Raw genomic sequence first — 25,059 nt, forward strand, 5'->3', positions numbered from 1 at the left:
ATGAGGATCTTGCTCAGACCCGGGGGGGCTTGAGGGGGGCTGGCCCCAAAACCGCTCAGCCGGGGGGACCCCCCCCCCCCCCCCCCCCCCCCGTTCAACCCGAAGTGCAGAACATGCCCACGCCGACCAGTGAAAAGTACACGCCCCCCTCCCCCCGATTACCGCAGCGAAGAAAATCAATGTAAGGTAAAGTACGCAGGCGAGATCAACGGAGGACAGCTGTAGCCTTCCGCGCTACATTAAATATCACTGCGATATTTTCGGCCACAGGTTTAACGCCCCCTATAACGATTAATTAAATTAAAAACATGACCAACAACATAGCCGAACAAAGAAACCTGACCCCAACGCAATCGAGCGACATCAACTACCGCTCACTGATAGCACTTGAAGCCTTCACAGTATTCATTTTATCAGCTCTAACTTTCTGGTCTGTCAGACCGCTGGTTGAAGAGTGGGATATGTTCGTAGCGTTCAATAGCCATGGACTCGGTTTTCTCACAGAATTCCTCCCTTCCACTGCGATGCGACCACTGCATTTCGCCTCTTTTGCACTTCAGTGGATTATTGGTAATGGGCAACCTTTCGGGGTAGCTGCGGGCACTACCGTGATATTAGTGGCGCGCTATTTGGTCACCCGCTGGGCTGTATCTCCATTCTTAGGTGGGTATGAGCGCTGGATTATTTCAACACTTGCTGCAGCGCTTATACTATGGCCAGGCGCCTGGCTCGGACGTTATGGCCCAGCGCAACTATCTGCTGTTCTTTTTTTTGCAGCCTTGGGCTTTGCAATCCGGCTATCTCACCGCTGGTCCGTCACAATGGCTATCGGCTGCGCTATTTCCGTACTGCTACTACTGTCGATGTATCAAGGATTGGTTTTATGCTTACTCGCAATACCGCTATTCTCATTTATGTGGCGCAACAGTGATAACTCACTACCGCCCGACCTGCGACAAAAAATCATTAATGCGTTACGCCTTTGGATTACGCTTGGAGCAGGATTCGCCTTGTATGGCGCCTACTGCTTATTTATTTCCAGAAAAGTTGGTGGCGGCGGATATGAAGCGGCACTGGCAGGCGACGGCGCCAGACTGCTTACCATCGTAGGGCTTTTCACCCACATCAAATCTGCATTTACCACTGCATTCGGTAGCTCGCTACTGTTGCCAGTATATTTATCTGTAGTTCTGTTCCTGAGTAGAGATGCAATAAGTCACCTGCCGACGCTAAAATCCAAAGTCGCCACTTTCGCACTTATCAGCTTACTCGTAATCTCATTACCACTATTTTCTCTAATTTATGTTAGCGCATTGCACATCAACGACATCGATCGAGTACTTTACCCGGTATCAACAGCCTTCGTACTTATCTGCCTTTCAGCCTTGAGCTACTTTAGAAAAAATCAAACAATCAAGTTAAGTGCGAGCACTGCTTCGTTTGCCGCCTTAATCCTGATTGTAGCAAGCACCTCGATTGCGTTCGGAACAAGGCAGTACGGAGAAATCCAACAAAGTGTTCTAAAACAAACATTGGCCGCTACTGAAAAAAATAACAGCTCGTCGATACTCATAAGGGATACCACTGGAGTACTCGGAGATGTCTATACTTTATATGTAGGCGCCCTGAGCAGCGCAATGTCCGCCCTTGGAAAGGGCATCAACGGCACTGTATGCACCCCTCTAACGATTGATCGCATACATCCGGTGGCTCAACGTTTTCCGGTTGTATCCACACCTCGATGTGAAGAGATACCTCAATCACCCACCCCCCCCCTCGTTCTAACTGCTCGATGGGAAGATGGGAGCATCATTCTTGAATAGCGAGCCCGACCTTTTTTTAGCGGCCTAATGAAACCAGACACCCATTTTGGCAACAATGCTCGCCAGATAAAGGCGCCTGATATCAGACAACGTCATTGAAGCGCGAGGCCGTAAGCCCCGCGCTCGATTGAGGCCATGCACTATCTAAGCCCGCCGCTCGCCTGACATGTCGGCCCTGCCAGCGAAAGCTTCTGCCCCGGAGCGCGTAGTGAGCCCGTTTAGAACGGTGAACTGAAGCCACCCCAAGCTAGCCACAACCGAGCGGCAGACATTGATTTTAGCTCCCGCTCTCATGTTGTCCCCACTCCCATAGTCCTCGCCAAAGAAGCGTTCAAACCTTCGAGGCTTGCATTTCCAACCTTGAGCACGTGGCCATCTGACTGTAAAACCTCGGAATGGTTGATGCCCGAGAGGCCCGCGCTGTGCCGGGGCGCAAAACCGACGAGAATGACGTAGCGGATGCCACGACACTATCAACGGCGGGCTGGCGACAGCTCAGGCCGAGGAAAAACAACGTCGCGCCCGAGATCGGATGACCCACTACAGCCTGTCGCTCGGCACGAAGTGTGATCAGCCGCTGAAGGGCACTCAGACTACGCTGCAAGCAACCACCTGAAAGCTGCAAAGAAAAAACTAGAAAGGGTGACACGCCCTTGCTGCCAACCTAAAATGGCCTGTTTTTTATAAACTGGTGTTTTTAATGCGCAATGATTCGGTAAGTATCGCCCTGTCAGACATCATCGCCGCGACAAGGCGATACGCTTTGGTAGGAATGCTTGGCTGGCAAGACGTTCGTCAGCGCTATAGAAGGTCTGCGCTGGGGCCGTTCTGGTTGACAATCAGCATGGGCGTGATGATCGGCACCATCGGTGTCGTTTTTGGGCAGATATTCAATTCGCCCATCCAGGAGTTCTTGCCTTTCCTTGCAGTCGGCATGATTATCTGGAGCTTCATCTCAACCGTCATAATTGAAGGGTGCACCGGCTTCATTGCTGCCGAAGGCATCATCAAGCAACTGCCGATTCCCTTGTTCACCCACATACTGCGCCTGATCTGGCGAAACATATTGATTCTGGGTCACAACATAGTGATCTTTCCGCTAGTACTGCTCGCGGTCGGAAAACCGCTGACCTGGATTGCGCTAGCCAGCCTCCCCGGCTTGGTTCTCTTACTGATAAATCTGGGCTGGATCGCATTGCTGCTAGCCGTTTTGTGCGCGCGTTATCGCGATCTCCCCCAGATCATCGGCAGCCTGTTGCAGGTCATTTTCTACCTCACGCCGATCATGTGGTTGCCAAGCTTACTGCCACAGCGTGCAGGCCTTTATCTGCTGGATCTCAACCCGGCCTATCATCTTATTTCCGTGGTACGCTCGCCGCTTATAGGGCAGATGCCAACCGACAGCAATTGGTGGGTTTCGCTCGGCATGGCCGCCGCTGGATGGCTCATCGCACTCGCAGTCTATGGCCGATACAAGCGTCGTATCGCTTACTGGCTCTAAGAAGAAATCCTAATGTCCTCTATTGAATTCAAAAATGTTTGCGTGGACTTCCCCATCTACAACGCAAACGGCCGCTCTCTGAAGAAACGATTGATCCAGGTAGCAACAGGCGGACAGCTGGGCTCCGACCAGCAAGGTCGTGTAGTTGTCCGCGCCCTTGAAGACCTGACCTTCACATTCAACAAAGGTGATCGTGTCGGTCTGCTCGGGCATAACGGCGCTGGCAAAAGCACCTTGTTACGCTTGCTGAGCAGCGTATACGAACCCTCTTCGGGCACCGCTCGAATCAATGGAGAAATAGGTTCGCTCATCGATATCTCCTTGGGCATCGACCCTGAAGCGACGGGCAGGGAAAACATCTTCCTGCGCGGTGGCCTCCTGGGAATGACCAAGGCCGAAATTGCAGAAAAACTTGATGAGATTATCGAGTTCTCGGAACTGGGTGATTTCGTGGACATGCCTTTGCGCACTTACTCCACCGGTATGCACCTACGCCTGGCCTTCGCCGTATCTACCACCGTCAGGCCAGAAATCCTGTTGATGGATGAGTGGCTATCGGTAGGCGATGAAGGTTTCAAGCAAAAGGCCGAAACACGTATGAATGAGCTAGTAAAGTCGACCAATATTCTGGTCATTGCCAGCCACTCCCGCGAACTGGTCATGCACACCTGCAATCGAGTGCTATGGCTGGAACACGGAAAGATAAAAATGGACGGCGATGCGGAAACGGTCACTGCCGCCTATTTTGGAGCTTAAGCGTAGATGAAGACGATAAAACGCGAAAGCATCGATGTCGGCACCGCATTTTCATCCGCCTCCAAACGGATGCAAAGTGCCAGCGTTGTTTTGCCGAATGATGACTATGTGGCAGATCTAACTGTAGAGCCTCAAACCGTGGCTGAAGTGCCTCAGGGCTTTGCTGAGGAGCCTCAGGTCGTCACCGAGAAGTCCTGTGCGCACCGCGCCAGACTCAAGACCAGAATTAAACGAACACTGCGATTTATTGCAAAACACGCCTACAGGTGCCTGAAGCCGCTGGTCAAGCCAATCGCTTTTCGTACTCGCCAGTATTTTCTCGCTGGCTTTAATGATGTTTCCATCAATTTTGCCCAACAACATCAAGCAAGCACCCAAGCGCTACTCTCAAAACTCGAAGCGCTGGAACACCGAATTGCCTCAATTGCAGCGACGCAGCGACTGACTGCGCAGCAATTAGATCAAATCACCAGCGCTCAACATCAATTGCCTCCTGATCTGCTTCAGCAAATCAAAAGAATGGAAGAGCTCACCAGTGCTCAACTTGAAGCACTGAGAGATGCGCAACAGCAGATCAAAACAACCGAAGAATTCACCTACCCTCAGATAGGAGCTTCCTGGGATCTGCTTCAACAAATCAACAGAATTGAAAGTTACACCTGCGCCTCTGCCCGACGTGTCGCCGTGAACTGTGGCAACGATGAAATAATGATCAGGAGCGAAATCGGTTATGTGCTTTGCTCAGCAAGCGATCATGCATTGATCGCGATTCTGCTCGAAGCTGGAGAGCTGGAACCTGGCACCCGCCTGCTCATCCAAAAGCTAATCAAGCCTGGTGATGTGTATATCGACGTTGGTGCCAACATCGGCATGCATATGCTCGCGGCTGCTCAAGCCATGCAGGGGTCCGGCAAGATTATTGGCTTCGAGCCCTTCGGCCCGACGAAAGCCTTGATCGATAAAACCATGTGGATTAATGGTTATTCAGAAATCACTGAAACTCATCAACTGGCTGTGTCGAACAAGTCAGGCTCGCAGTCGCTCAATCTAGGTGCGACAAGCGGCCACCACTCCTTGTTTAAACTCAACACACCTACTGCTCTGGCAAAACCGCCAGTAAAAGTCGATTTGACTTCTCTGGATGACATCGTAAGTCCAAACCAAGTGGTTCATCTTCTGAAAATTGATGCAGAAGGCGCGGAGCTAGACGTTATTGAGGGAGCCACGCAGCTACTGAAGAATAACCCGCAAATCAAACTAATCGTAGAGTTAGGCCTGTCCCACCTGGAACGCACGGATCATACCGTTGAAGATTGGCTCGAGACATTCACCAAGCTGGGTTTCGACTACCAAATCATCAGCGCCGGCTCCGGCGAACTGGAGACCTACAGTCTTGAGAAGCTCAAAGCAGCTGGGTCAGTAAACCTGTTTTTCTCTAAGGCCGAAACGGCCGATCTATTGGAAACAAAGCATGAAGACTGAGATCGTTGTTATAGGTGCTGGTGGTCATGCAAAAGTTTGCATTGAGCTGCTCAAGGCACAGGGTGAGGTAGTTGCTTTTTGTATTGGCTCCTCTGACAGTTCAGACACCTGCGCGGGTGTACCTGTACTTAAATCCGACGATTATCTGGCGAAACTGCGCAAAGAAGGGTATTCGAAAGTGTTTGTCGCCCTTGGCTCGAACGCCCTGCGGAGTCGTCTGGCTCAGTTCGCTACCGACGTCGGCTTCGAGTTGGTCAATGCCATCAGTCCAAACGCCGTTATCTCCCCGTCCGCCATAATAGGCAAAGGCGTGGCGGTAATGGCTGGCGCTGTGATAAACGCGGAATCCTCGATAGGTGACTTGTGCATCATTAATACTGGGGCTACGGTTGACCACGATTGTCAAATCGGGCGCGCTGCCCACATTGCCCCACAATCTGCTCTTGCCGGCAATGTAACGATCGGTCAAGAGACATTTGTCGGTATCGGTACCAAAATCATTCCGACCATCTGCGTGGGCGAGTTCGTGATGATTGGTGCAGGAAGCGTGGTAATATCGAGTGTCAATTCGAAAACCACAGTCGTTGGCGTTCCAGCCAAAGCTATAAATAATATCTGAAGGACGAAGCATGAAACGTATTTCTGTCGCGCAACCAAAACTGGCTGGAAACGAACGCAAGTATGTACTCGACTGTCTTGACACGAACTGGATCTCGTCAAACGGAAAATACATCGGCGCGTTTGAAGACAGCTTTGCCAAATTCTGCGACGTCAAACATGCGATAGCCACGAACAATGGTACGACTGCACTCCATCTCGCACTGGTGGCTCTGGACTTGCAGCCCGGGGACGAAGTCATCATTCCGACCGTTACCTATATCGCCACGGCCAACGCTGTACGTTATTGCGGCGCTACCCCTGTTTTGGTCGACGTCTGCGTCGAGACCATGAACATTAATCCGCTGGAAATCGAAAGCAAAATAACAACGAAAACAAAGGGCATTATTCCTGTTCATTTGTATGGTCACCCCGCTAAAATGGACTTGGTTAACGAAATCGCCCGTAAGCACGGTCTTTGGGTTGTCGAGGACGCTGCAGAAGCACACGGCGCCGAAGTACAACGCAAGAAAGTCGGCACACTGGGTACATGTGCGACCTTTAGCTTCTTTGGTAACAAGATCATCACCACTGGTGAGGGTGGGATGATCACCACCAATGACGATAAGCTGGCCGCCAAGCTTCGACTGTTGCGTGGACAAGGAATGGACCCCCAGCGCCGCTATTGGTTCCCTGTAGTTGGTTACAACTACCGAATGACGAATATTCAGGCCGCTATTGGCTTGGCACAAATGGAAAATATCGACACCGCGCTGGCTGAGCGTAACCAACTCGCCGCATGGTACAACGACGCCCTTCAGGACCTGCAAGACAAGATCGTACTTCCAACTCAAGCCAGTTGGGCGAAGCAAGTATTCTGGATGTACAACATTTTCTTGCGCGACGGTGACGAAAACAAGCGTGATACCGTAATGAAAATACTGGACGATATGGGCATTGAAACCCGGCCTGTGTTCTATCCAATGCATGTATTGCCGCCCTATAAAGAAGATGGCACCTACCCAATTGCAGATCTTTGGGCCGGCCGAGGCATTAACTTGCCAACACACCAGGATCTGACCCAGGAAGATATCCTTCGCATCGCGGATAGCTTGAAAAAGGTCCTCTCGTAAAAATGAAAATAGCACTATGTTCTACAATGGTGCCGTTTGTATTTGGCGGAGGCCGAAACATCGTGGACTGGCTTGCGACCACATTACAGGAAGCAGGCCACCAGGTTGAGATTGTCTATCTACCAGAGATAGACAATCCCGACACATTGTTTCAGCAAATGATGGCATTCCGCTGGGTAGATCTTCAGTCCGCCGATCGGATAATTTGCTTCCGACCGCAAGCTCACTTGATTCCCCACCCACATAAAATTTTGTGGTTTATTCACCACGTGCGCATTTTTTATGACCTATGGGACTCCGAGTATCGCCCGTATCCCGACAACGAAAAGTTCCGCGGCTTTCGCGACGCATTGTATTCCGTTGACGATCAAGCACTGCGTGAAGCGAGAACCGTGTTTACCAACTCGCAAGTTGTGTCGGCAAGACTTAAGCGTTACAACGGAGTGGGCAGCGAGGTTTTGTACCCGCCGGTTTTTCTACCTGAACGTTTTCATTGCTCTGGGCAAAGCGATGAAATTGTGTATATCTGCCGACTGGAACACCATAAACGCCAACACTTGCTGGTAGAAGCCATGGCGCACACCAAGACACCGGTGCGATTGAGGCTTTTAGGTTCCAGTGGCGGAGCTGAATACCCCAATTTGATTGAAGACAAAATTAAGGAGGCTGAACTTTCCGACCGGGTTATTCTGGACAATCGCTGGATTACCGAGGAAGAAAAAGTCGAGCAGTTTGCAAAGTGTCTCGCGGCGGCCTATTTACCGTTAGACGAAGACTCTTACGGCTATCCTAGCCTGGAAGCCAGCCATTCCTCTAAAGCGATTTTGACCACGACGGATTCAGGCGGAGTTCTGGAGCTGGTACAGGATGGCTTCAATGGTCTAATTGCCGATCCTACGCCAGAATCTCTCGCTCTGGCGATGGACAGGCTTTACATGAATCGGCCGGACACTGAAGCCATGGGCGTCAATGCCAAACAACGCTTGGCTGACTTGAATATTTCCTGGAAACACGTTCTAGAGCGACTTCTAGCATGAAAGTTTTGGTTGTCAACAACATGGCGCCTTTCATATGGGGCGGTGCTGAAGAACTCGCCGTCAATTTGCAAAAGCATCTGACTCTTGCAGGACACGAGTCCGAAATCTTGCGCATTCCGTTTCAGTGGGAGCCTTCGAACAAGATACCCTCCCAGATGTTGATGGCACGCGCACTTGAACTGACAAATGTGGATCATGTAATCGCACTTAAGTTTCCTGCCTACCTGATTCCGCATCCAAGAAAATCGTTGTGGCTTTTGCACCAGTATCGCCAGGCTTACGATTTGTTTGATGCAGGTCAAACAAATCTACCGCCCGGCCAGAGTGGAGACGATATTCGCTCAACTATTCGAAATGCAGATAACGAATGCTTTTCTCAGAGCAGACATATCTACACCAACTCGGAAGTGACCCGCCAACGTCTTTTGAAATATAACGGCTTTGATTCCACTGTATTGCTGCCACCAGTCAATGATCCAGAATCATTTATCAACGGCACTCACGGTGACTACATTTTCGCTGGAGGTAGAGTAAATGGCATGAAGCGCCAGTTCCTGCTTCTTCAGGCCTTGGCCAAGACCGATAAACGCGTCAAGTTGATTATTGCCGGGCCACCAGAGTCTCCAGCGGATGCTGAGCAACTGCTTGAGATGGCCCAAGCATTGGGCGTTACGGATAGGGTCCGCCTGGATCTGCGCTTTTTGCCGCGCTCGACCTATGTCAACTACGTAAACGGAGCGATGGCTGTTGCCTACATACCATTCGATGAAGACTCGCTGGGTTATGTGGCCATGGAGGCCGCTACTGCCTCCAAGGCGCTGATCACCACTACTGATAGCGGCGGCATATTGGGATTGGTCAAGGACCGTGTTACCGGCTGGGTGGCAGAACCCACCGTTGACGGCCTGGCCGCAGCCATGAGCGCTGTAGTGGCAAGTAAAACTACAACCGTCGAATATGGAGCTGCCGCACACGCACTGTGGAATAGTCTGGGCGTCAATTGGAATGAAACCATCGAGGCACTGCTGAAATGAAGTTTCTAATTTTCACCCCTGCCATTCAAACTTCGGCCATTGGCCGGATGACAAGCCTAGTGACGCATGCTCTTTTGTCCCAAAAACATGAAGTCGTCATTGTTCGTACAGAAATGGCTGGCCACCTGAATACCGAAACGCATGATTTCGGCTGCAAAATTATTTCCTGGGTAGACACTGCTGAAGTTGAGGCTAATATCATACGCGCCGATGCTTGCATTCATCAGATCGGCGACAATTACCAATTCCACCAAGGCAGCGTTGAGTGGCTAACGCGGCATAGTGGTATTGTTTGCTTGCATGATTTTTTTCTGGGCAATTTATTTTGGGGCTGGGCTCACAATAATATCGAGCAGGCTAGAAAAGTCCTGAAGATTTACTATTCGAAAGAGGCGTCGGAGCGCTTTTTCAACGTTAATAGCAGTGAAGAGTTCATTGAGCTGACCAAAGATCAGTGGCCTATGACTGAGTGGATTTGCTCGATGGCATCCGGCACGGTGACTCATAGTAAGTGGGGTTGCGATAGAGTCATAAAATCCTGCCCAGGACCAGTGCGAGTAGTACCCTTGGCTTACAACTCTCCCGGCCTTGCGTTAGCAGGATCAAAGCAAAAGCCCTTGCCAACGACCAAGCTCAAGCTACTGACAATCGGGCATGTGAACCCCAACAAGCGAGTCGAAAGCTGCATCAAGGCTATAGGTGGCAACCCAACGCTTCGAGAGACTGTGTCTTATCGACTGGTCGGAGCCATTCAGCCTGAAATGAAAGTTAAAATCCTCGAACTCGCGCAAAGTCATGACGTGGAAGTCGAGATTTCTGGTGAGGTTGACGACAACACCCTGGCACTCGCCATTATCGATGCAGACGTAATAAGCTGCTTGCGCTGGCCTAGCCTGGAAGCGGCATCCGCCTCGGCAATCGAAGCGATGCTTTATGGAAAAACCACGATTGTCACCAATACAGGTTTTTACAAAGAGCTCCCCGAGCAATACGTTCTAAAAATAAATCATGATAAAGAAATCGAAGAGCTCGAAGCAACGCTACTGTCTCTCCATGCAAACCCTGGTCTTTTAGACGTAAAAGGCCAGCAAGCACAGGAATGGGCAAAATCGACCTTCACGGCTGAAAACTACGCCCACCAATTAGTCGATATGAGTTCCGCCTGCATTAGAACCAACTCCACCCTGAAGGCGGTATCGTATTATGCTGGCATACTTCATGGTTGGGGTGCCGACACCAACCTTTTACAAAACAATGAGTCGCTTGCTCCCCTGGCTATTTTTAACGAGAGCCATCCGCACTAATCAACTGCGTTAGCTTTAGTGGATCGACGGATATCTAAAACCGTCGACCCACTAAAAGCAGTGTTAGCCTTTGAGCAACCTACTGCCTACTCTTTCCAGCTGATAGTCTTGTAACGACTTTAATGGCGGCCACGTCCAACTCCAACTCACTAAATGCGCGAGCCACCACCGTCATCGCGCGGGCGCAAATGCCCAGACTTTCATGACCAAGTAATTCAATACCGGCACCACAAGGATCACCATTACCAAGCCAACACCGTAATGCCAACCAAAGTATTCAACTACGGAAGTGATCAAGAGCGTGAGCACCAAAGATACCAAGGATACCAGAAGGAAGCGCCGGTAGCCCAGGAAGCTTACAGGGGTCTTGAATGTAAAACGGCTGTTGAGCGCGTATGACATCAAATTGGCAAATACAAATGCCACACCATTAGCCACAAAGGCTAGTGGCGCGAAGACCTCCATCAATGCAATGACGATACCGGCATGCACTGCTGTGTTCGCTACGCCAACCAGACCGAAGCGTATGAATTCATGGTATTTCGCGGAAATGATCACGTTGCTCACTTGATCACGTCACGGACAATATATACCGGCCGATTCTTGGACTCGGCAAAGATCCTGCCCACATACTCGCCGAGAACGCCAATCCCGATCAGCTGCGCACCACTGGCGAACAGCACGGTAATCATGATTGAGGCGTAACCAGGAGTGTCAGCACCAAAGAAAAATGTCTTAATTAACAGATAGGCTGCGTAAAGGAATGACAAAGCTGAGACCGCAAAGCCCAGATAGGTCCAGACTCGAAGAGGTACAGAACTGAAGCTGGTAATACCTTCGAGCGCGAAGTTCCACAACTTCCATGTATTGAAGCTAGTTGTGCCGTGCTCGCGGGGGGCCACCTTGTACTCCACCGTAGTGGTACGGAAACCTACCCAGGCGAACAGGCCTTTCATGAAGCGGCGGGTCTCAGGCAACGTCTTCAACGCCTCGACCACCTTGCGATCCATCAAGCGAAAATCGCCGACATCGGCCGGGATATCGATGTCGGAAATACGGTTGTGGAATTTGTAGAAGTAGTTGGCACTCAGCTTTTGAATGGCCCGGTCGGTTTCACGGTCGACTCGCTTGGCTAGAACCACCTCTGCGCCCTCTTCCCATTTTTCAATGAGTTCAATGACCACTTCCGGTGGATGCTGAAGATCGGAGTCAATTGGAATCACCGCATCACCGGTCGCGAAGTCCAGCCCTGCAGAAATGGCAGCCTCCTTACCGAAATTACGCGACAGGTCGACAATTGTCAGGTATTGGTTTTTCGCTTTGGCCTTGATCAGTTCCTCGTAGGTCTGATCACGGCTTCCGTCGTTAATGGCGATGACTTCAAGATCGTACCGGTCTGCAAGCGGCTCAAACACTTCATTGATACGATTGAAGAATGCCTGTACGCCCTTTTCTTCATTATAGAAAGGGGACACTAGGGAAATTTTGCGTTTTTCTAAAGTTATCATTGAGTTTCACGCACCCGGTGATTTAGACGGCAGATATGGGCAAAGTCGACGTCTGTACATGTTGGCTGATCATTATCAGGGAACAAGGCTTTCACCTGCTCCACTTGCGGATAGTCACCTTTGACGAACACATACAAGGAGTGGTCCGGTGCTGATGAAGCAATTTCAGCCTTTGTGCTCTCGACGCTACAATTGGAATTCGCGCGGGATACATAGCCAGTATTAAGCTTGAGGCCATGCACAACGGCGTAGCGCATAGTGGGCATCAAGGTATTGAGAATCAACTCGGAACGTCCACAGCGAAACTTCGGAAAGAAATATAGATACTGAATGTCGCCGGTGACTTTTTCATCCCACGCAGACTGCGTCAATACAAGAGAAGCCGGACGCTTGGCGGTATCGACAAGCCGATGGCGCAGGTTAGTCAGGTCCGCCATTTGCAGCAGCACCAGTAAAACCATGCACACGGAAAATAAAACCGGGCTAAGTTTCTTGTACAGGGTCGCGACTGCAAAGATAGCGACGCAGTATCCGACCGGCCAGAAGAAACGCCCGGATGCACGGAACTGGGAAGTGATTTGATCCATGAACGACGGATAGTGAATGGTTACTACTTGATGGACGCCGTAATAAACAATGTCAGACAACGCATAGGCAGCGAACAGAAACATTAGCCATGTCAATGCCCGATGTTGCGAAAAACTCCCCACAGCGGCCTTGCGGTTGAGCACGACGCTCAAGGCAAATGCCAGGAGTACGCCGAGACCGATGTAGTTGAATCCTTCATACTGGCCCGGCATTTCCGGGTCGGGAAAGTTCAGGTATTTTCCGCCACTAAAGGGCGATAGCAGATTCATCGAATAAATGCCAAAGCCGCCCTCCTTGCCTACTGAAGATTGATCCATAGGCAGCATGGTAAGGAATAAGCTCGCGCCGATTATCAGGAACGGAATGAGCGACCGACCCAGTTCGGCCGGCTGGAATCTCGCACGATTGCACAAGCAACTGACCACATAGATGGCGCTGGCCATTACACATAAGTAAATATTGATATAAAACGCCGCTACCAGCAGCAGTGACCAGGCACTTCGCTGTGGTTCGCTGGTCCTTCTGCAACGGATGTACAGTGCCAAAGAGGATAATAGGATCCAGTGCGACATCAGGGAGATATGGCCCAACCGCGTCGTCAGCGCCGGGAACGTCAGCAAGCACACGACCAAGGCTAGCAAAGCAAGCCATGACCTTATCTGCAGCTCCCGGAGTATCCACCACGCGCATATTGCCTGACCGACAAATGCCAAGGCCACCCAGACTCCGAAGGGGTTGAATGGAGCAAAACTGGAGGGTACGAAGAGCTTCAGTAATAGCGCGTACAGGGGGATCGCGTCTACAAACGTTGCCCGGGTGCCTTGTGGATAATTGATGCTATCGAAGCTCAGCAGCGGATACCTGAACGGCGCGCTGAAAAACGCATTGAAACCCGCAAAATATTGAGTGACGTCATCAACTTCGGTCAACCAATAAGAAGAGGTCCCCAAGACAAAACCGGTGGGAAAGTACCGCCAGACAAAAAATAATCCAATCGCCAGAGCCACTGCAAAGCCGGCCCTCCCCGTTGAGTCAAGCTTGAAATCCATAATCAAAACGTCCTGAAATTCATACTAAATAATGGCTGGCGAGTTAGAACGCGCACTTATCAATTTCGCCGATGAGCTGCTGCGCACTGCCTTTCCAGGTCAGCCAAGGCATTTCTCCGGACTGCGGATGCTGTTTTTGCTCATACAACTTCAGCCATTCGACCAAGCGGTCAGCAATGTCTTGCGCGGTGGCCCCATTGAAATACCAGGCGAACCCGCCCGCCACTTCATGGAATACGGGCAAATCCCTTGCGATTATCGGAAGCTTGTACTGTGCCGCTTCGATCAATGGCAAGCCAAAGCCTTCGCCATATGAGGCGGCCACCAGGCAGTCGCAGTGGGTATAGAGGTGTTCCAGGTATTCGTCGCTGACCCCTTCGAGCCAGAGTAGCCGTCTCCCCAATTCTGGATGATTTACAAGCCTGGTCGCAAGCTCATCCACCAGCCAGCCGTGCTTGCCTACAATGATCAGGTTTGCCTGAACACCAGCTGCCCAAAGCAGCTCAAAGGCATCGAGGGTTTGCGCATGCCCTTTGCGGGGCTCCAATGTACCGACCATCAGAAAGTTCGGGGATGCCTCCAGCGACTCGATCCGCAAGGCAGGGTTTTCCGGAAAACCGGTGGAGGGCATTGACTGATCAATATCGGCGCCCAGATGGAACGCACCAATACGAAACGGGCGCTTGCGCGGTGGCGCATTTTTGTCCAGCCACTTGCTTAGGTCGTCGGCGACAGCATGGGATATACATATCGCGCCGTCGTATTGGGCTACGGCATGAATCCATTTCATATAGTGCGCTTGCAGGCTTTCAACAAAACAATGAGGAAGCTGCAGTATCAGGAGATCGTAGACCACGAAAAAAATGCTGACCCCATGGGCGCGCATCGTATCGAGGTAGGTTTGTTTGTGAGGAAGCACGTCCATGAGTAGATCCAGACCCAGGTAGATGTCCCCTGCCCGGTAGCTGATGGGCTCGTCGTGGCCTGCATCGCTACCGTCCTTACCCATGAACATTGAGGTGAAATGCGTCGCGTAGCGGTAAAAAGTCTCCCCCACCTTGGTATAGACGGGCTTGATTTCATAACCTTCGGGAGGATTGTTCAACCACTCTGCCAAAATGCTGCGCACTACACGCTGAATCCCACTCTTGCCATCGTGCTTGCACAACTCCGAAATATCGACGAACAGAGTTGGCTTGCCGGCCAGACCTTGCAGCGAATAATCGATTACCTTGGCTAGCCGCTGAATGTCCACTGCGCCTGCGTGCAGGTGCCCGGTGCCCACCAGTGCGTCGATCAGCGTTTGTGTACCGCCCCCTGTTGACCGGGAGATATCACTGCGATTCTCTGGCCGTTTGAATTTCGCCAAAGCTCGCTCGAACGCTGCTACAGCTGCCTTTCCGGTACGATCCCAGGAGAAATGTTCTGCGCGTTGCAAGCCATGTGTTACCAGTGCAGCGCTGAAAGTATCGTCTGTCAGCGCCTGCCGAAGTTTTCCGGAAATGGCATGGATATCAAAAGGATCGAAGGTCGCGTCTTCCCAGCCAATCACTTCTGGCACGCTGGACTTATTGGCACCAATCACTGGAGCACCACACTTCATGGCCTCAAGCGGTGGCAAGCCAAAACCTTCATGCCATGAGGGGAACACATACACATTGCACAAATTGTACAGGGCGACCAATTCAGCGTCGGTAATGTAGCCCGTAAACACCAGGTCGGTTTGGCTCAGCCCTTGCTCATGAGCAAGTTTCTGGAAGTTGTAGATGTGGGACTCGGGCATTTTTCCCGCAAAGACCAACTGAATATCTTGCAGTTCCGCCTTTATGACGGCGAACGCCTTGATCAATTGCGGCAGGTTCTTGCGGTCATCGGCGCCACCGGAATACAGTACGAACTTTTGTCGCAGGCCGAATTTTTTATGGAGCGCCTGACGCTCTTCCATGCTGAGCGAAACTGGCCGGAAGATATCGTCCGCTGCAGTGGAGACGTTGACTACGTTCGCGCTGTCCAGCGGCAACAACGACAACGCTTCTTCGCGGGCGAAATCGGAAATGGAAAGCAGCAAACCATAATCCTTGAAAGCACCCACTTTTTCCAGGTAATGCTGTTTATAGCCGGGGTTGCTGTCCAGATACTGCTTCGGGGTGACCATCGGGATCAGGTCATAGAGGGTGGCGCTGACAAGTGCATGAGAGTCCAGTAGGGGACTGCCAATGACCGCATCGTCCCCGTAGCCTTCTATAGCGCTGGTGACATGCACAACGTCAGGTTTCAGGTCATCGATACAAGCTTGTCGAATCAGTTGTGCCACTTCTTTTCTGGCACTGTTTGCCGGATCGTTCTCACACACTGGCCCTTGGCCATACCACACACGAATGTTGCTTTGCGGCAGTAGTCCGATAAAGGCAGTCCGGATGCTGTCAAGGCTCTCGCCGAGCATACCGTTGAGTACCAGGTAAACTTCATTTTCGCCACGATTACGCACGATAGCTTGCGCCAGGGACAAGCTGTAGCGACCAATACCACGGAACCGGCTTTCAGTCTGGGCGCCCTGCATGTCAATTACGATACGCATTATTTCTGGTCCTTAATCATGGCTTCCCTGAGGGCACTCTCGATAGTCCGGCCCCGTGGAGTCAGTGGTGCGTGATCAATCTCACCGTCCTGAAGACCTTCCCCAACGGCGTTAAGAGTGCGCTGATGCAAGCTACGCAGCTTTGCCACCAGCCATGGACTGCGATTCAAGATCGCCATGAGCCGGCGCTGGATCACAGGGCGGCGAGCCAGATAGAGCCGAGCATGTGGAACTCCGCGGAGCAACACTTGGCTCAGCGGTGACCTGCTGGAACGAAATGGCCAGCGGATGGCGCGGACCATTAGGCGGAATGGCGCGGTGATGCGCCAGGATGTGCTGTTGCGCACGGTTTCGAGCTGCTGCTCGTACGTAGTGGCGCGCAGTTGCCAGCTGTTTACATTGCCAAGTGCTTTATTGAGTTCAGCCTGCAATACATCCGTCTTGGCCAGTGCTGCATCCAAGCTGTTTTTGTAACGCTCCTGCATATGCATTAGCTGTTCGACTTGAAGACGCTGGATGCTGTCCAATGCTTTCAGGTAATCCGCACGGCCTGGCGACATCTCATCCTCTATTTTTGAAAGTTGGCTTTCCAAAACGCAGTCATCGCGAACTGCCAGTTGATCAAGCGGTGCGCCTTGGGCCGCGTCAAACACAGGATTGAACACGCAGAGCAACTTGGGTGGTGCTTGCTTTTGCGCCACGACGGCACAGTCAGGGCGGATAGTCGACAGCACTTGCCACATGCCATCCCTGCTGCTTTCATCCCGTAGCGCTGGTGCTTCCTGAAGAAGCACGATCCTGGATTTGGCAAAACCACTGTGCTCAGTCAAAAACGACAGCAGCAGGCTCGGCAACGGGCGCTGGTGGGCGGGGTCCATGTAGAAACGCTCGGCACCTACCATCACGCCTTCGACGTTGGGGCTCTCAAGAATCAAAACCCCGGCAGGACGCAAAACCCTCAGCGCTTCAGCGATCAGATTTTGCAAGACCGGGAATGAAACCTGCTCAGCGATTTGGAAGCCGGTAACGGCAACAAGACTGTTATCAGGGAGCTTCTGCATAGCGCTGAGCGCGTCATCCTTGCGCACAGGCAGCTCCAGCATACGACATGCTTCAAGCATACCGTCGTCGAGGTCTACCCCTGAAGGCGCAAAGCCTTCGCGGCCAAGCAGCTCAAGCCACTCGCCGCGTCCACACCGCAGGTCCAGGATGGGGCAGTCTGGATACAGATTTTTCAATGGCGCAAGAAATGGAAGGTACGCTTCAAGTCGCTGGCTGATCAGTTCTCTGGAACCGCGATTCTGCCCTTGAAAAGCTCTGGAAAAACCATAACCCATTAACTGCACTCCACGGCAGGAGGCATCCTGGAAAATCCGACAAACGTGCTTTGCGAACTATTGACGACGTTAAACACTTGGATTGAACCCACCCACTCGTAATTACGTGATAAATGATTGTCCGCTGCATGTATTGCGACGACCACAGAATACGATCTCACACCCGGCTTCCTGATCCACTTCGAGGTCATCAGCTTTGGAGCCCATGTGCTGCGTGTTATTGCCAAGTACTGGCTGCCCAAACCTGTCGTTGATCGGATATCCAACTCCGGGCTGGCACTGTGTAACCCTTGGCCGATAAGCAAGGATACGTTTTCTCCAGCCGATAGGTACTCGATACTAACATCACCGCCACCGGATAGGGTCTGTATGGAGCCGTTGTGCAGCTCGCACCTGTACTATTGCGTTCAATTTTTTGGCAACGAAGGCGTTGTAGAAGCCCATGATTTCTTTTGTGCTGAAAGCAGCCGTCAGTGATCGATAGCGCTTCGCCAACAATTAGAATTCCAGGACGAGTTGCCCCGCGGCCACGGCGAAAGCAACATGCATTGCATGCCACCGGAGCAGGTGTGGACAGGCTCGTCGAAATAATAGCCTGCCTCGCCCTAACGCCCGATGCCACACAGCGGGCGAGGCGACTCACTGGAGTGTTCGCCTTATCGCCAAGTTTGCGCGGGTCACCACCTGGCAGGTGGGTCAGTTCGTGCGTCAACCACCGAAGAGCGCAGAGCCATCAACCTTCTTTAACTAGCAACTCGATTTCTTTCAAGCGAGCCCACATCAGCTCCTGATTCCCCTTAGCCTCGACGTTGAGTCGTAACAATGGCTCGGTATTTGAACCCCGCAAATTGAAACGCCAATCCGCAAACGAGATGCTGATGCCGTCTGTCCTATCGAGTTCAGGATTCTCAGACAGGTAATGAGCCAAGACTTTCTGCAAGGTAGCAGTCACATCCTCAACCCGGTAGTTGATCTCGCCCGTGCATGGGTACGACTCGATACGCTCATCTACCAACTGCGCCAGAGTCTTACCCGTTTTCGACATCAATGCCGCAACTAACAACCACGGGATCATCCCACTGTCGCAGTACGCAAAATCGCGGAAGTAGTGGTGGGCGCTCATCTCTCCGCCATACACTGCATCTTCCTCGCGCATACGTTCTTTGATGAACGCATGTCCGGTTTTGCTCTGAACGGCGATACCGCCTGCCTGTTCGACCTGTTCGATGGTGTTCCAGGTCAGGCGCGGGTCGTGGATGATCTTGCTGCCCGGGTGTTGCTTAAGCAACATCTCAGCCAGCAGACCAACGAGGTAATAGCCCTCGATGAACCGACCATCGGCATCGAAGAAGAAGCAGCGATCGAAGTCACCGTCCCAGGCCAGGCCCATGTCGCACTGGTTGGCCAGCAGCGCCTGACGAGTCAGTTCACGGTTCTCGGGCAGCAATGGATTGGGTACGCCGTTCGGAAAGTGACCATCGGGCACTTCATTGATGAACACAAATTGCAGCGGCAGTCGTGCAGCCAATGCCTGAATCACAGGACCAGCAGCGCCATTGCCCGGGTCTGCGAGGATCTTGAGGGGCTTCAAGGCGCTGATGTCGACGTAGGTGAGCAAATGGTCTATGTAGGCAGTCTTGTCGAACGCTTGGCGAATCGCGCCTTTTTCTGCCGCTACGGTGTCCAGGTCACCTTGATCGACACGCTGACGGATAGCGTCGAGACCGGTATCGCCGCTGATTGGACGGGACTCAGCCTTGACCAACTTCATGCCGTTATAACCCTTAGGGTTATGGCTGGCGGTGATCATTACACCGCCGTCGACCTTGTAGTGGCTGGTGGCGAAGTAGACTTCCTCGGTGCCGCACAGCCCGATGTCGATCACATCGGCACCCGCCTCGGTAATCCCGCGCATTAGCGCTGCCGCCAGGGGTGGGCTCTCGAGCCTCATGTCCTGACCAACCACAAAGTTTTTCCCTTGCAACTCGGCCACGAGCGCGCGACCTATGCGGTAGGCGATGTCTTCATTGAGTTGAGCGGGAACCTGACCACGAATGTCATAGGCTTTGAAGCATTGCGTCACGATAGGAGGAAACATTCTACTCACTAACTGAAATGTCCGATGCCGCCCTGAGGCGGCAACGGCAAGAATGGATCGCCAGGGACTGGTGCCGCTGGCGCGCTGACCCCGCAAGATGCGGGGCTCTCTTCGGGGTCAGTGTCGTTACTTATCGACGCGACCGTAGTTGTCTTCGAACCGAACAATGTCGTCTTCGCCGAGGTAGTCGCCGCTCTGTACTTCGATCAGCACCAGATCAATCACACCCGGGTTTTTCAGGCGGTGCTTGTGACCTGCGCGAATGAAGGTCGATTCATTGGTATGGAGCATCAACTCCTGCTGATCGTTGACGACAACAGCTGTACCGCTAACGACGATCCAGTGCTCACTGCGATGGTGATGCATTTGCAGTGACAGTGATGCGCCAGGCTTCACCACGATACGCTTGATCTTGAAGCGCTCACCGTTTTCCAGTGTCGTGTAGGTACCCCAAGGACGGTGAACAGTGCGGTGGAGCAAATGCACAGTGTGGCTGGATGCCTTGAGTTGGTTGACGATATGTTTTACGTCTTGAGCATGATCCTTGTGGGCAATCATCACCGCGTCAGGTGTATCGATCACCAGCAGGTCTTGCACGCCGACCAGTGCAGTCAAACGCCCCTCACTATTCACATAGTTGTTATGCGAGCCGTGAGACAGCACTTCACCTTCAAAGCGGTTGCCGTTCTCGTCAGCGTCGGTCAATTCACTGACCGCGTTCCAGGAACCGATATCGCTCCAACCGATATCGCATGGAACGGTAGCTACTTTGGACGAGCGCTCCATCAATGCATAATCAATGGAAATATCCGGAACTTCCGCAAACGAGTCGGCATCAAGCGCCAGGCAACGATACTTGCTAGATGAGGTCAGGCGCGACAATTCGATCGTTCTGCTAACTGCCTCTACAACTTCCGGAGCATGCTGGCGCAACTCTTCCAGCACCGTGCCCACCCGAAAGCAGAACATTCCGGAATTCCAGAAGTAGTTACCTGCGCTGACATAGCTTTGTGCAGTGCTCAGATCTGGTTTTTCAACGAAGCGCGCGACCTTCAAACCACCCTTAAGTGGCGAGCCCTTTTGCGCTTCAATGTAACCAAACCCTGTTTCAGGATAAGTCGGTTGAATACCGAACGTTACCAGCCAGCCTTCGGCTGCAAGCTTCGTAGCGTTGACCACCGCCTCGGCAAAGGCTTTTTCGTCCTGGATCAGATGGTCGGCAGCCAACACCAGCATCTGCGCATCCGGGCCATGCGTGGCTTCCAGTTGCAGCGCGGCAGCGGCGACGGCAGCAGCTGTATTGCGGCCGAACGGCTCCAGAATGAAACCCTGAGCAAGTTTAGCTGTGTTGACCGCACCGTACTCGTCTTCAGTCTTGAACAGAAGCTCACGGTTGGTCACCGTAAGAACCTCCACAACACCCTCTAGGCGTGAAGCGCGCAGGAAGGTTTTCTGGATCAGATTCTGGCCATCTGGCAGCTCCATGAACGGCTTGGGGTGAGCTTCTCGCGAAACAGGCCACAACCGGCTACCTACTCCACCAGACAAAATTACGGGAATCAGTTCCATGCTCTAAGTCCTTAATCCCCTTCTGGCAGCTGCAACCAGCAAGCGGGGCTCAGTTATGTTTCCAGTCATTCCTGCATCATAGTCACTAGCAGGATTGACAGCTCTAAGTCGTTCCAAACCTTCCTGGCCTCAGCTGCACTCGTTTTTCTGGTGTTCCTGCTCGCTCCCCCAACTCTGTGGAGGCGCTCGGCAATGAAACCTTTCTCAAGAAAAAAACAAGTCAATCGAGATCGAAATACAGCATCGGACCAGGGTCGAATACCTCTGCTGGCCATTCTACAGCTAGTACCAGGAATTAATAACTCATGCGCCGACAGGAGACAAAAAAATCATTTGAAAACAGATAAATACTCCCCCTTCGAGCGATCAAAATAGCATCAACCATCAGCCCCCATCAATCCAGCCCCTTCGGTAACTATTGGGCGATGTCCCGTCCTTGGAATTTGTTCCTTGAGTTAAGCCGGGATCCTTGAAGCGGGGGTTTTCCAGCGTCGATTGCAAAGCACTGGTCATGGCCAGGACGGCTCTGCGCATGTAATCAAACTGGAATATAGCCGAGGAATTGAGCACGGGCAGAAGCCATCGAGCATTGCGCTAATAGCGTGCATCGCTTCAATATTCTGCTTTAGTCATGACCGCCGATATTGCAACTCTATCCGACGACTCCATGAGTGATGATTTTGTACAGCGCAATCAAACAAGGCGCTTGCGCGAGGCTCTGGAGGAGCGCGCCAGCAACCAGCCAATAGCTGGGCCGATCACCATGCCAACCAGAAATGCAATCACCGCGACTACCGAAACAGGAAGTTGCGGCCCCGTCCATCCCAGGAACAGCAGCGTAACCGATTGCTGGTTCTCCAAAACGAACGCAAGGATCGCCAAAATCAGAAGCAGGACGAAGACCGCGATCAGTACGCGCTTGAGATTACGCATCAGCGGCCCCTTGAATAGCGACGACTGTCAAAGAGCTTCCTCCTCGTCTTCGTTCACACGATCGCGCAGCTCTTTACCCGGCTTGAAATGCGGAACGAATTTGCCGTCGAGACTGACGGACTGGCCAGTTTTAGGATTACGCCCTACCCGAGGCGCACGATAATGCAGGGAGAAGCTGCCAAACCCGCGGATCTCGATGCGATCGCCGGTGGCCAGGCATTGGGACATTTGCTCAAGCATGGTCTTGATGGCCAGCTCCACATCCTTTGATGAGAGCAGCCCTTGATGGGTGACAATTCGTTCGATCAACTCCGACTTCGTCATAATTTTCCCTTCTTTTTCAAGCAGCTAGATCAGCGCTTCAAAGGTTTTAGCATGCCCTGACAAATTTGAACAGCCCCATCCTGCACCCTGTTTTTTCTCTTCTGGGACTCTAGCGCCCTACCCGCCCACTCACCTGCAGATAACCAGCATCGTCCGAGTGCTAAAGCCCGCGGGGTTGAAACCGGAGAGAAATTCTTGCTCTTCCTTGGCGTCGTCGGACCTGGCCACGACCTTGTAGCCCGCGCCTTTGCATTCTTTACCTGCACGCTTCTGGCACCTCTCCCATCCCGACCCCAGCCCTGAGCAATCGATCTCGATACCACTGACCCCACGCACGGCATGCGTTCTTGCATTAGTTGTACAACCCACCACCAATGCCAGCACTGCCATCACGACAACGAGCCTCTTCATTTGATTCCTTATGCCAGGCAGAACGCCCGACCGTCGCTTACCCCACGCTAAGACTAGCTGCAAATAAGCGATTGATCCTGCTAAGGAAAGAGACAGTTTTGGCGAGGGAATGTTTCGTGGTTAGCGCGCAGAAGATCGCATCCACGACGGAGAGCCGAATTCCAGGCACAAAAAAGGGCGACCTAAGTCGCCCTTTTTTTACAGAAAGTCAGAACTTAGTTCTGTTTTTCCGCTTGTGCAGCACGCAGCAGGTCACCCAGGGTGGTGGCTACTGGAGCGTCACCAGCTACTGGCTTGTCGCGCAGGCTCTGGATAGCTTCTTTCTCGTCTTCAACGTCTTTCGACTTGATCGAGAGCTGGATTACGCGACTCTTGCGATCAACGCTGATGATCTTGGCTTCTACTTCTTCGCCTTCTTTCAGAACGTTGCGCGCGTCTTCAACGCGGTCACGGCTGATTTCGGAGGCTTTCAGAGTCGCTTCGATATCGTCGGCCAGGGTGATGATGGCGCCTTTAGCGTCAACTTCTTTCACGATGCCCTTAACGATTGCGCCTTTGTCGTTCTCTTGAACGTACTCGGAGAACGGATCGCTTTCCAGCTGCTTGATACCCAGGGAGATGCGCTCGCGCTCTGGGTCAACCGACAGGATAACGGTGTCCAGCTCGTCGCCCTTCTTGAAGCGACGAACAGCTTCTTCGCCCACTTCGTTCCAGGAGATGTCGGACAGGTGAACCAGGCCGTCGATGCCGCCGTCCAGACCAATGAAGATACCGAAATCGGTGATCGACTTGATGGTGCCGGAGATTTTATCGCCCTTGTTGAACTGGCCAGAGAAATCTTCCCATGGGTTAGATTTGCACTGCTTGATGCCCAGGGAGATACGACGACGCTCTTCGTCGATGTCCAGAACCATAACTTCCACTTCGTCGCCGACTTGTACGACTTTCGAAGGGTGGATGTTCTTGTTGGTCCAGTCCATTTCGGAAACGTGTACCAGGCCTTCAACGCCTTCTTCCAGCTCAGCGAAGCAGCCGTAGTCGGTCAGGTTGGTTACACGAGCGGTAACGCGAGTGCCTTCTGGGTAACGGGCTTTGATAGCAACCCATGGATCTTCGCCCAGTTGCTTCAGGCCCAGGGAAACACGGTTGCGTTCGCGATCGTATTTCAGAACCTTAACGTCGATTTCGTCACCAACGTTGACGATTTCGGAAGGATGCTTGATGCGCTTCCAGGCCATGTCGGTGATGTGCAGCAGGCCGTCCACGCCACCCAGATCGACGAATGCGCCGTAATCGGTGAGGTTTTTGACGATACCTTTGACTTGCTGGCCTTCCTGCAGGGATTCCAGCAGAGCTTCGCGCTCGGCGGAGTTCTCGGCTTCCAGGACGCTACGACGGGAAACGACAACGTTGTTGCGCTTCTGGTCCAGCTTGATGACCTTGAATTCCAGCTCTTTGCCTTCCAGGTGCGTGGTGTCGCGCACTGGACGGACGTCAACCAGAGAACCTGGCAGGAACGCACGGATGCCGTTAACGTCGACAGTGAAGCCGCCTTTAACCTTACCGTTGATAACGCCCTTGACCACTTCTTCGGCTGCGAAGGCTGCTTCCAGAACAATCCAGCATTCAGCGCGCTTGGCTTTTTCACGGGACAACTTGGTTTCGCCAAAGCCGTCTTCAACCGAGTCCAGCGCAACGTGAACTTCGTCACCGACGTTGATAGTCAGGTCGCCAGCGTCGTTGTAGAACTGCTCAAGCGGGATGAGTGCTTCAGACTTCAGGCCAGCGTGAACGGTTACCCAGCGAGCTTGGTAATCGATATCAACGATAACACCGGTGATGATGGAGCCTGCCTGAAGGTTCAGGGTTTTTAGGCTTTCTTCAAAGAGTTCCGCAAAGCTTTCGCTCATTTTAATTCCTGTGAATGAGGGCGAAGGATACGCCCATCTCCACACCCCAGACGGTGTGGGTTAGTTTCATTTAAAAGAAGCGCCACA

The 25,059-nt window shown here is 52.3% G+C and carries 20 protein-coding genes; 9 read left to right on the top strand and 11 right to left on the bottom strand.

Annotation, left to right across the window (positions count from 1 at the left end; translation table 11 throughout):
- Positions 1–308 precede the first annotated feature (308 nt).
- From AC3WWR_RS19470 to AC3WWR_RS19510, 9 genes are all read left to right on the top strand, one after another.
- Positions 309–1,823: a hypothetical protein gene (locus tag AC3WWR_RS19470; protein ID WP_492598970.1), complete on the top strand. Its 1,515-nt coding sequence runs from the start codon at positions 309–311 to the stop codon at positions 1,821–1,823.
- Positions 1,824–2,523: 700 nt separating this feature from the next.
- Positions 2,524–3,324, top strand: coding sequence for an ABC transporter permease (locus tag AC3WWR_RS19475; protein WP_492598971.1), 801 nt, complete (start codon positions 2,524–2,526; stop codon positions 3,322–3,324).
- Between the two features lie 12 nt (positions 3,325–3,336).
- Complete coding sequence (locus AC3WWR_RS19480) at positions 3,337–4,080, top strand: ABC transporter ATP-binding protein (RefSeq protein ID WP_401316542.1); 744 nt, start codon at positions 3,337–3,339, stop codon at positions 4,078–4,080.
- Between the two features lie 6 nt (positions 4,081–4,086).
- Positions 4,087–5,562 carry an FkbM family methyltransferase gene (locus AC3WWR_RS19485; protein WP_492598972.1) on the top strand — a complete coding sequence of 492 codons (1,476 nt, stop codon included), beginning with the start codon at positions 4,087–4,089 and terminating at the stop codon, positions 5,560–5,562.
- Positions 5,552–6,181 (top strand): acetyltransferase, encoded by a 630-nt coding sequence (locus AC3WWR_RS19490; protein ID WP_492598973.1) that lies wholly within the window; start codon positions 5,552–5,554, stop codon positions 6,179–6,181. Before AC3WWR_RS19485 ends, AC3WWR_RS19490 begins: the two co-directional genes overlap by 11 nt.
- Before the next feature lie 10 nt (positions 6,182–6,191).
- On the top strand, positions 6,192–7,292 hold the full coding sequence (locus tag AC3WWR_RS19495; RefSeq protein WP_492598974.1) for a DegT/DnrJ/EryC1/StrS family aminotransferase: 1,101 nt from the start codon (positions 6,192–6,194) through the stop codon (positions 7,290–7,292).
- A gap of 2 nt (positions 7,293–7,294) precedes the next feature.
- Positions 7,295–8,329, top strand: coding sequence for a glycosyltransferase family 4 protein (locus AC3WWR_RS19500; protein ID WP_492598975.1), 1,035 nt, complete (start codon positions 7,295–7,297; stop codon positions 8,327–8,329).
- Positions 8,326–9,363 carry a glycosyltransferase family 4 protein gene (locus AC3WWR_RS19505; protein WP_492598976.1) on the top strand — a complete coding sequence of 346 codons (1,038 nt, stop codon included), beginning with the start codon at positions 8,326–8,328 and terminating at the stop codon, positions 9,361–9,363. The genes AC3WWR_RS19500 and AC3WWR_RS19505 overlap by 4 nt, the downstream gene beginning before the upstream one ends.
- A complete protein-coding gene (locus AC3WWR_RS19510) occupies positions 9,360–10,667 on the top strand; it encodes a glycosyltransferase (protein WP_492598977.1) in 1,308 nt (435 codons plus the stop codon). The genes AC3WWR_RS19505 and AC3WWR_RS19510 overlap by 4 nt, the downstream gene beginning before the upstream one ends.
- A gap of 171 nt (positions 10,668–10,838) precedes the next feature.
- Here the strand turns inward: AC3WWR_RS19510 and AC3WWR_RS19515 are convergent, their stop codons facing one another.
- From AC3WWR_RS19515 to rpsA, 11 genes are all read right to left on the bottom strand, one after another.
- A complete protein-coding gene (locus AC3WWR_RS19515; protein WP_492598978.1) occupies positions 10,839–11,234 on the bottom strand; it encodes a GtrA family protein in 396 nt (131 codons plus the stop codon).
- Entirely contained in the window at positions 11,231–12,175 is a 945-nt protein-coding gene (locus AC3WWR_RS19520) for a glycosyltransferase family 2 protein (RefSeq protein WP_492598979.1), read from the bottom strand. Before AC3WWR_RS19520 ends, AC3WWR_RS19515 begins: the two co-directional genes overlap by 4 nt.
- Positions 12,172–13,812, bottom strand: coding sequence for a DUF6311 domain-containing protein (locus AC3WWR_RS19525; protein ID WP_492598980.1), 1,641 nt, complete (start codon positions 13,810–13,812; stop codon positions 12,172–12,174). Before AC3WWR_RS19525 ends, AC3WWR_RS19520 begins: the two co-directional genes overlap by 4 nt.
- Positions 13,813–13,855: 43 nt before the next feature.
- Positions 13,856–16,390, bottom strand: a complete 2,535-nt coding sequence (locus tag AC3WWR_RS19530) for a glycosyltransferase family 4 protein (RefSeq protein ID WP_492598981.1) — start codon at positions 16,388–16,390, stop codon at positions 13,856–13,858.
- On the bottom strand, positions 16,390–17,727 hold the full coding sequence (locus AC3WWR_RS19535) for a class I SAM-dependent methyltransferase (protein WP_492598982.1): 1,338 nt from the start codon (positions 17,725–17,727) through the stop codon (positions 16,390–16,392). The genes AC3WWR_RS19530 and AC3WWR_RS19535 overlap by 1 nt, the downstream gene beginning before the upstream one ends.
- 733 nt (positions 17,728–18,460) lie before the next feature.
- On the bottom strand, positions 18,461–19,825 hold the full coding sequence (locus AC3WWR_RS19540; protein WP_492598983.1) for a phosphohexomutase domain-containing protein: 1,365 nt from the start codon (positions 19,823–19,825) through the stop codon (positions 18,461–18,463).
- 126 nt (positions 19,826–19,951) lie between these two features.
- The gene (locus AC3WWR_RS19545) at positions 19,952–21,394 is read right to left on the bottom strand and encodes a mannose-1-phosphate guanylyltransferase/mannose-6-phosphate isomerase (protein ID WP_492598984.1); all 1,443 of its coding nucleotides are present in this window, start codon (positions 21,392–21,394) and stop codon (positions 19,952–19,954) included.
- 693 nt (positions 21,395–22,087) lie between these two features.
- Complete coding sequence (locus tag AC3WWR_RS19550; RefSeq protein ID WP_492598985.1) at positions 22,088–22,327, bottom strand: LapA family protein; 240 nt, start codon at positions 22,325–22,327, stop codon at positions 22,088–22,090.
- 27 nt (positions 22,328–22,354) lie between these two features.
- Positions 22,355–22,651 carry an integration host factor subunit beta gene (gene ihfB, locus AC3WWR_RS19555; RefSeq protein ID WP_122851496.1) on the bottom strand — a complete coding sequence of 99 codons (297 nt, stop codon included), beginning with the start codon at positions 22,649–22,651 and terminating at the stop codon, positions 22,355–22,357.
- A 129-nt stretch (positions 22,652–22,780) separates the two neighbouring features.
- Complete coding sequence (locus AC3WWR_RS19560) at positions 22,781–23,062, bottom strand: hypothetical protein (RefSeq protein WP_492598986.1); 282 nt, start codon at positions 23,060–23,062, stop codon at positions 22,781–22,783.
- Between the two features lie 215 nt (positions 23,063–23,277).
- Complete coding sequence (gene rpsA / locus AC3WWR_RS19565) at positions 23,278–24,972, bottom strand: 30S ribosomal protein S1 (protein WP_020800122.1); 1,695 nt, start codon at positions 24,970–24,972, stop codon at positions 23,278–23,280.
- Between the last annotated feature and the right edge of the window lie 87 nt (positions 24,973–25,059).

Source organism: Pseudomonas sp. EB271-G4-1, from assembly GCF_058791355.1.

Coding starts and splice junctions, on each gene's coding strand:
- AC3WWR_RS19470 (WP_492598970.1), top strand. CDS start 309: ATGACCAACAACATAGCCGAACAAAGAAACCTGACCCCAACGCAATCG.
- AC3WWR_RS19475 (WP_492598971.1), top strand. CDS start 2,524: ATGCGCAATGATTCGGTAAGTATCGCCCTGTCAGACATCATCGCCGCG.
- AC3WWR_RS19480 (WP_401316542.1), top strand. CDS start 3,337: ATGTCCTCTATTGAATTCAAAAATGTTTGCGTGGACTTCCCCATCTAC.
- AC3WWR_RS19485 (WP_492598972.1), top strand. CDS start 4,087: ATGAAGACGATAAAACGCGAAAGCATCGATGTCGGCACCGCATTTTCA.
- AC3WWR_RS19490 (WP_492598973.1), top strand. CDS start 5,552: ATGAAGACTGAGATCGTTGTTATAGGTGCTGGTGGTCATGCAAAAGTT.
- AC3WWR_RS19495 (WP_492598974.1), top strand. CDS start 6,192: ATGAAACGTATTTCTGTCGCGCAACCAAAACTGGCTGGAAACGAACGC.
- AC3WWR_RS19500 (WP_492598975.1), top strand. CDS start 7,295: ATGAAAATAGCACTATGTTCTACAATGGTGCCGTTTGTATTTGGCGGA.
- AC3WWR_RS19505 (WP_492598976.1), top strand. CDS start 8,326: ATGAAAGTTTTGGTTGTCAACAACATGGCGCCTTTCATATGGGGCGGT.
- AC3WWR_RS19510 (WP_492598977.1), top strand. CDS start 9,360: ATGAAGTTTCTAATTTTCACCCCTGCCATTCAAACTTCGGCCATTGGC.
- AC3WWR_RS19520 (WP_492598979.1), bottom strand. CDS start 12,175: ATGATAACTTTAGAAAAACGCAAAATTTCCCTAGTGTCCCCTTTCTAT.
- AC3WWR_RS19525 (WP_492598980.1), bottom strand. CDS start 13,812: ATGGATTTCAAGCTTGACTCAACGGGGAGGGCCGGCTTTGCAGTGGCT.
- AC3WWR_RS19530 (WP_492598981.1), bottom strand. CDS start 16,390: ATGCGTATCGTAATTGACATGCAGGGCGCCCAGACTGAAAGCCGGTTC.
- AC3WWR_RS19535 (WP_492598982.1), bottom strand. CDS start 17,727: ATGGGTTATGGTTTTTCCAGAGCTTTTCAAGGGCAGAATCGCGGTTCC.
- AC3WWR_RS19540 (WP_492598983.1), bottom strand. CDS start 19,825: ATGTTTCCTCCTATCGTGACGCAATGCTTCAAAGCCTATGACATTCGT.
- AC3WWR_RS19545 (WP_492598984.1), bottom strand. CDS start 21,394: ATGGAACTGATTCCCGTAATTTTGTCTGGTGGAGTAGGTAGCCGGTTG.
- AC3WWR_RS19550 (WP_492598985.1), bottom strand. CDS start 22,327: ATGCGTAATCTCAAGCGCGTACTGATCGCGGTCTTCGTCCTGCTTCTG.
- ihfB (WP_122851496.1), bottom strand. CDS start 22,651: ATGACGAAGTCGGAGTTGATCGAACGAATTGTCACCCATCAAGGGCTG.
- AC3WWR_RS19560 (WP_492598986.1), bottom strand. CDS start 23,062: ATGAAGAGGCTCGTTGTCGTGATGGCAGTGCTGGCATTGGTGGTGGGT.
- rpsA (WP_020800122.1), bottom strand. CDS start 24,972: ATGAGCGAAAGCTTTGCGGAACTCTTTGAAGAAAGCCTAAAAACCCTG.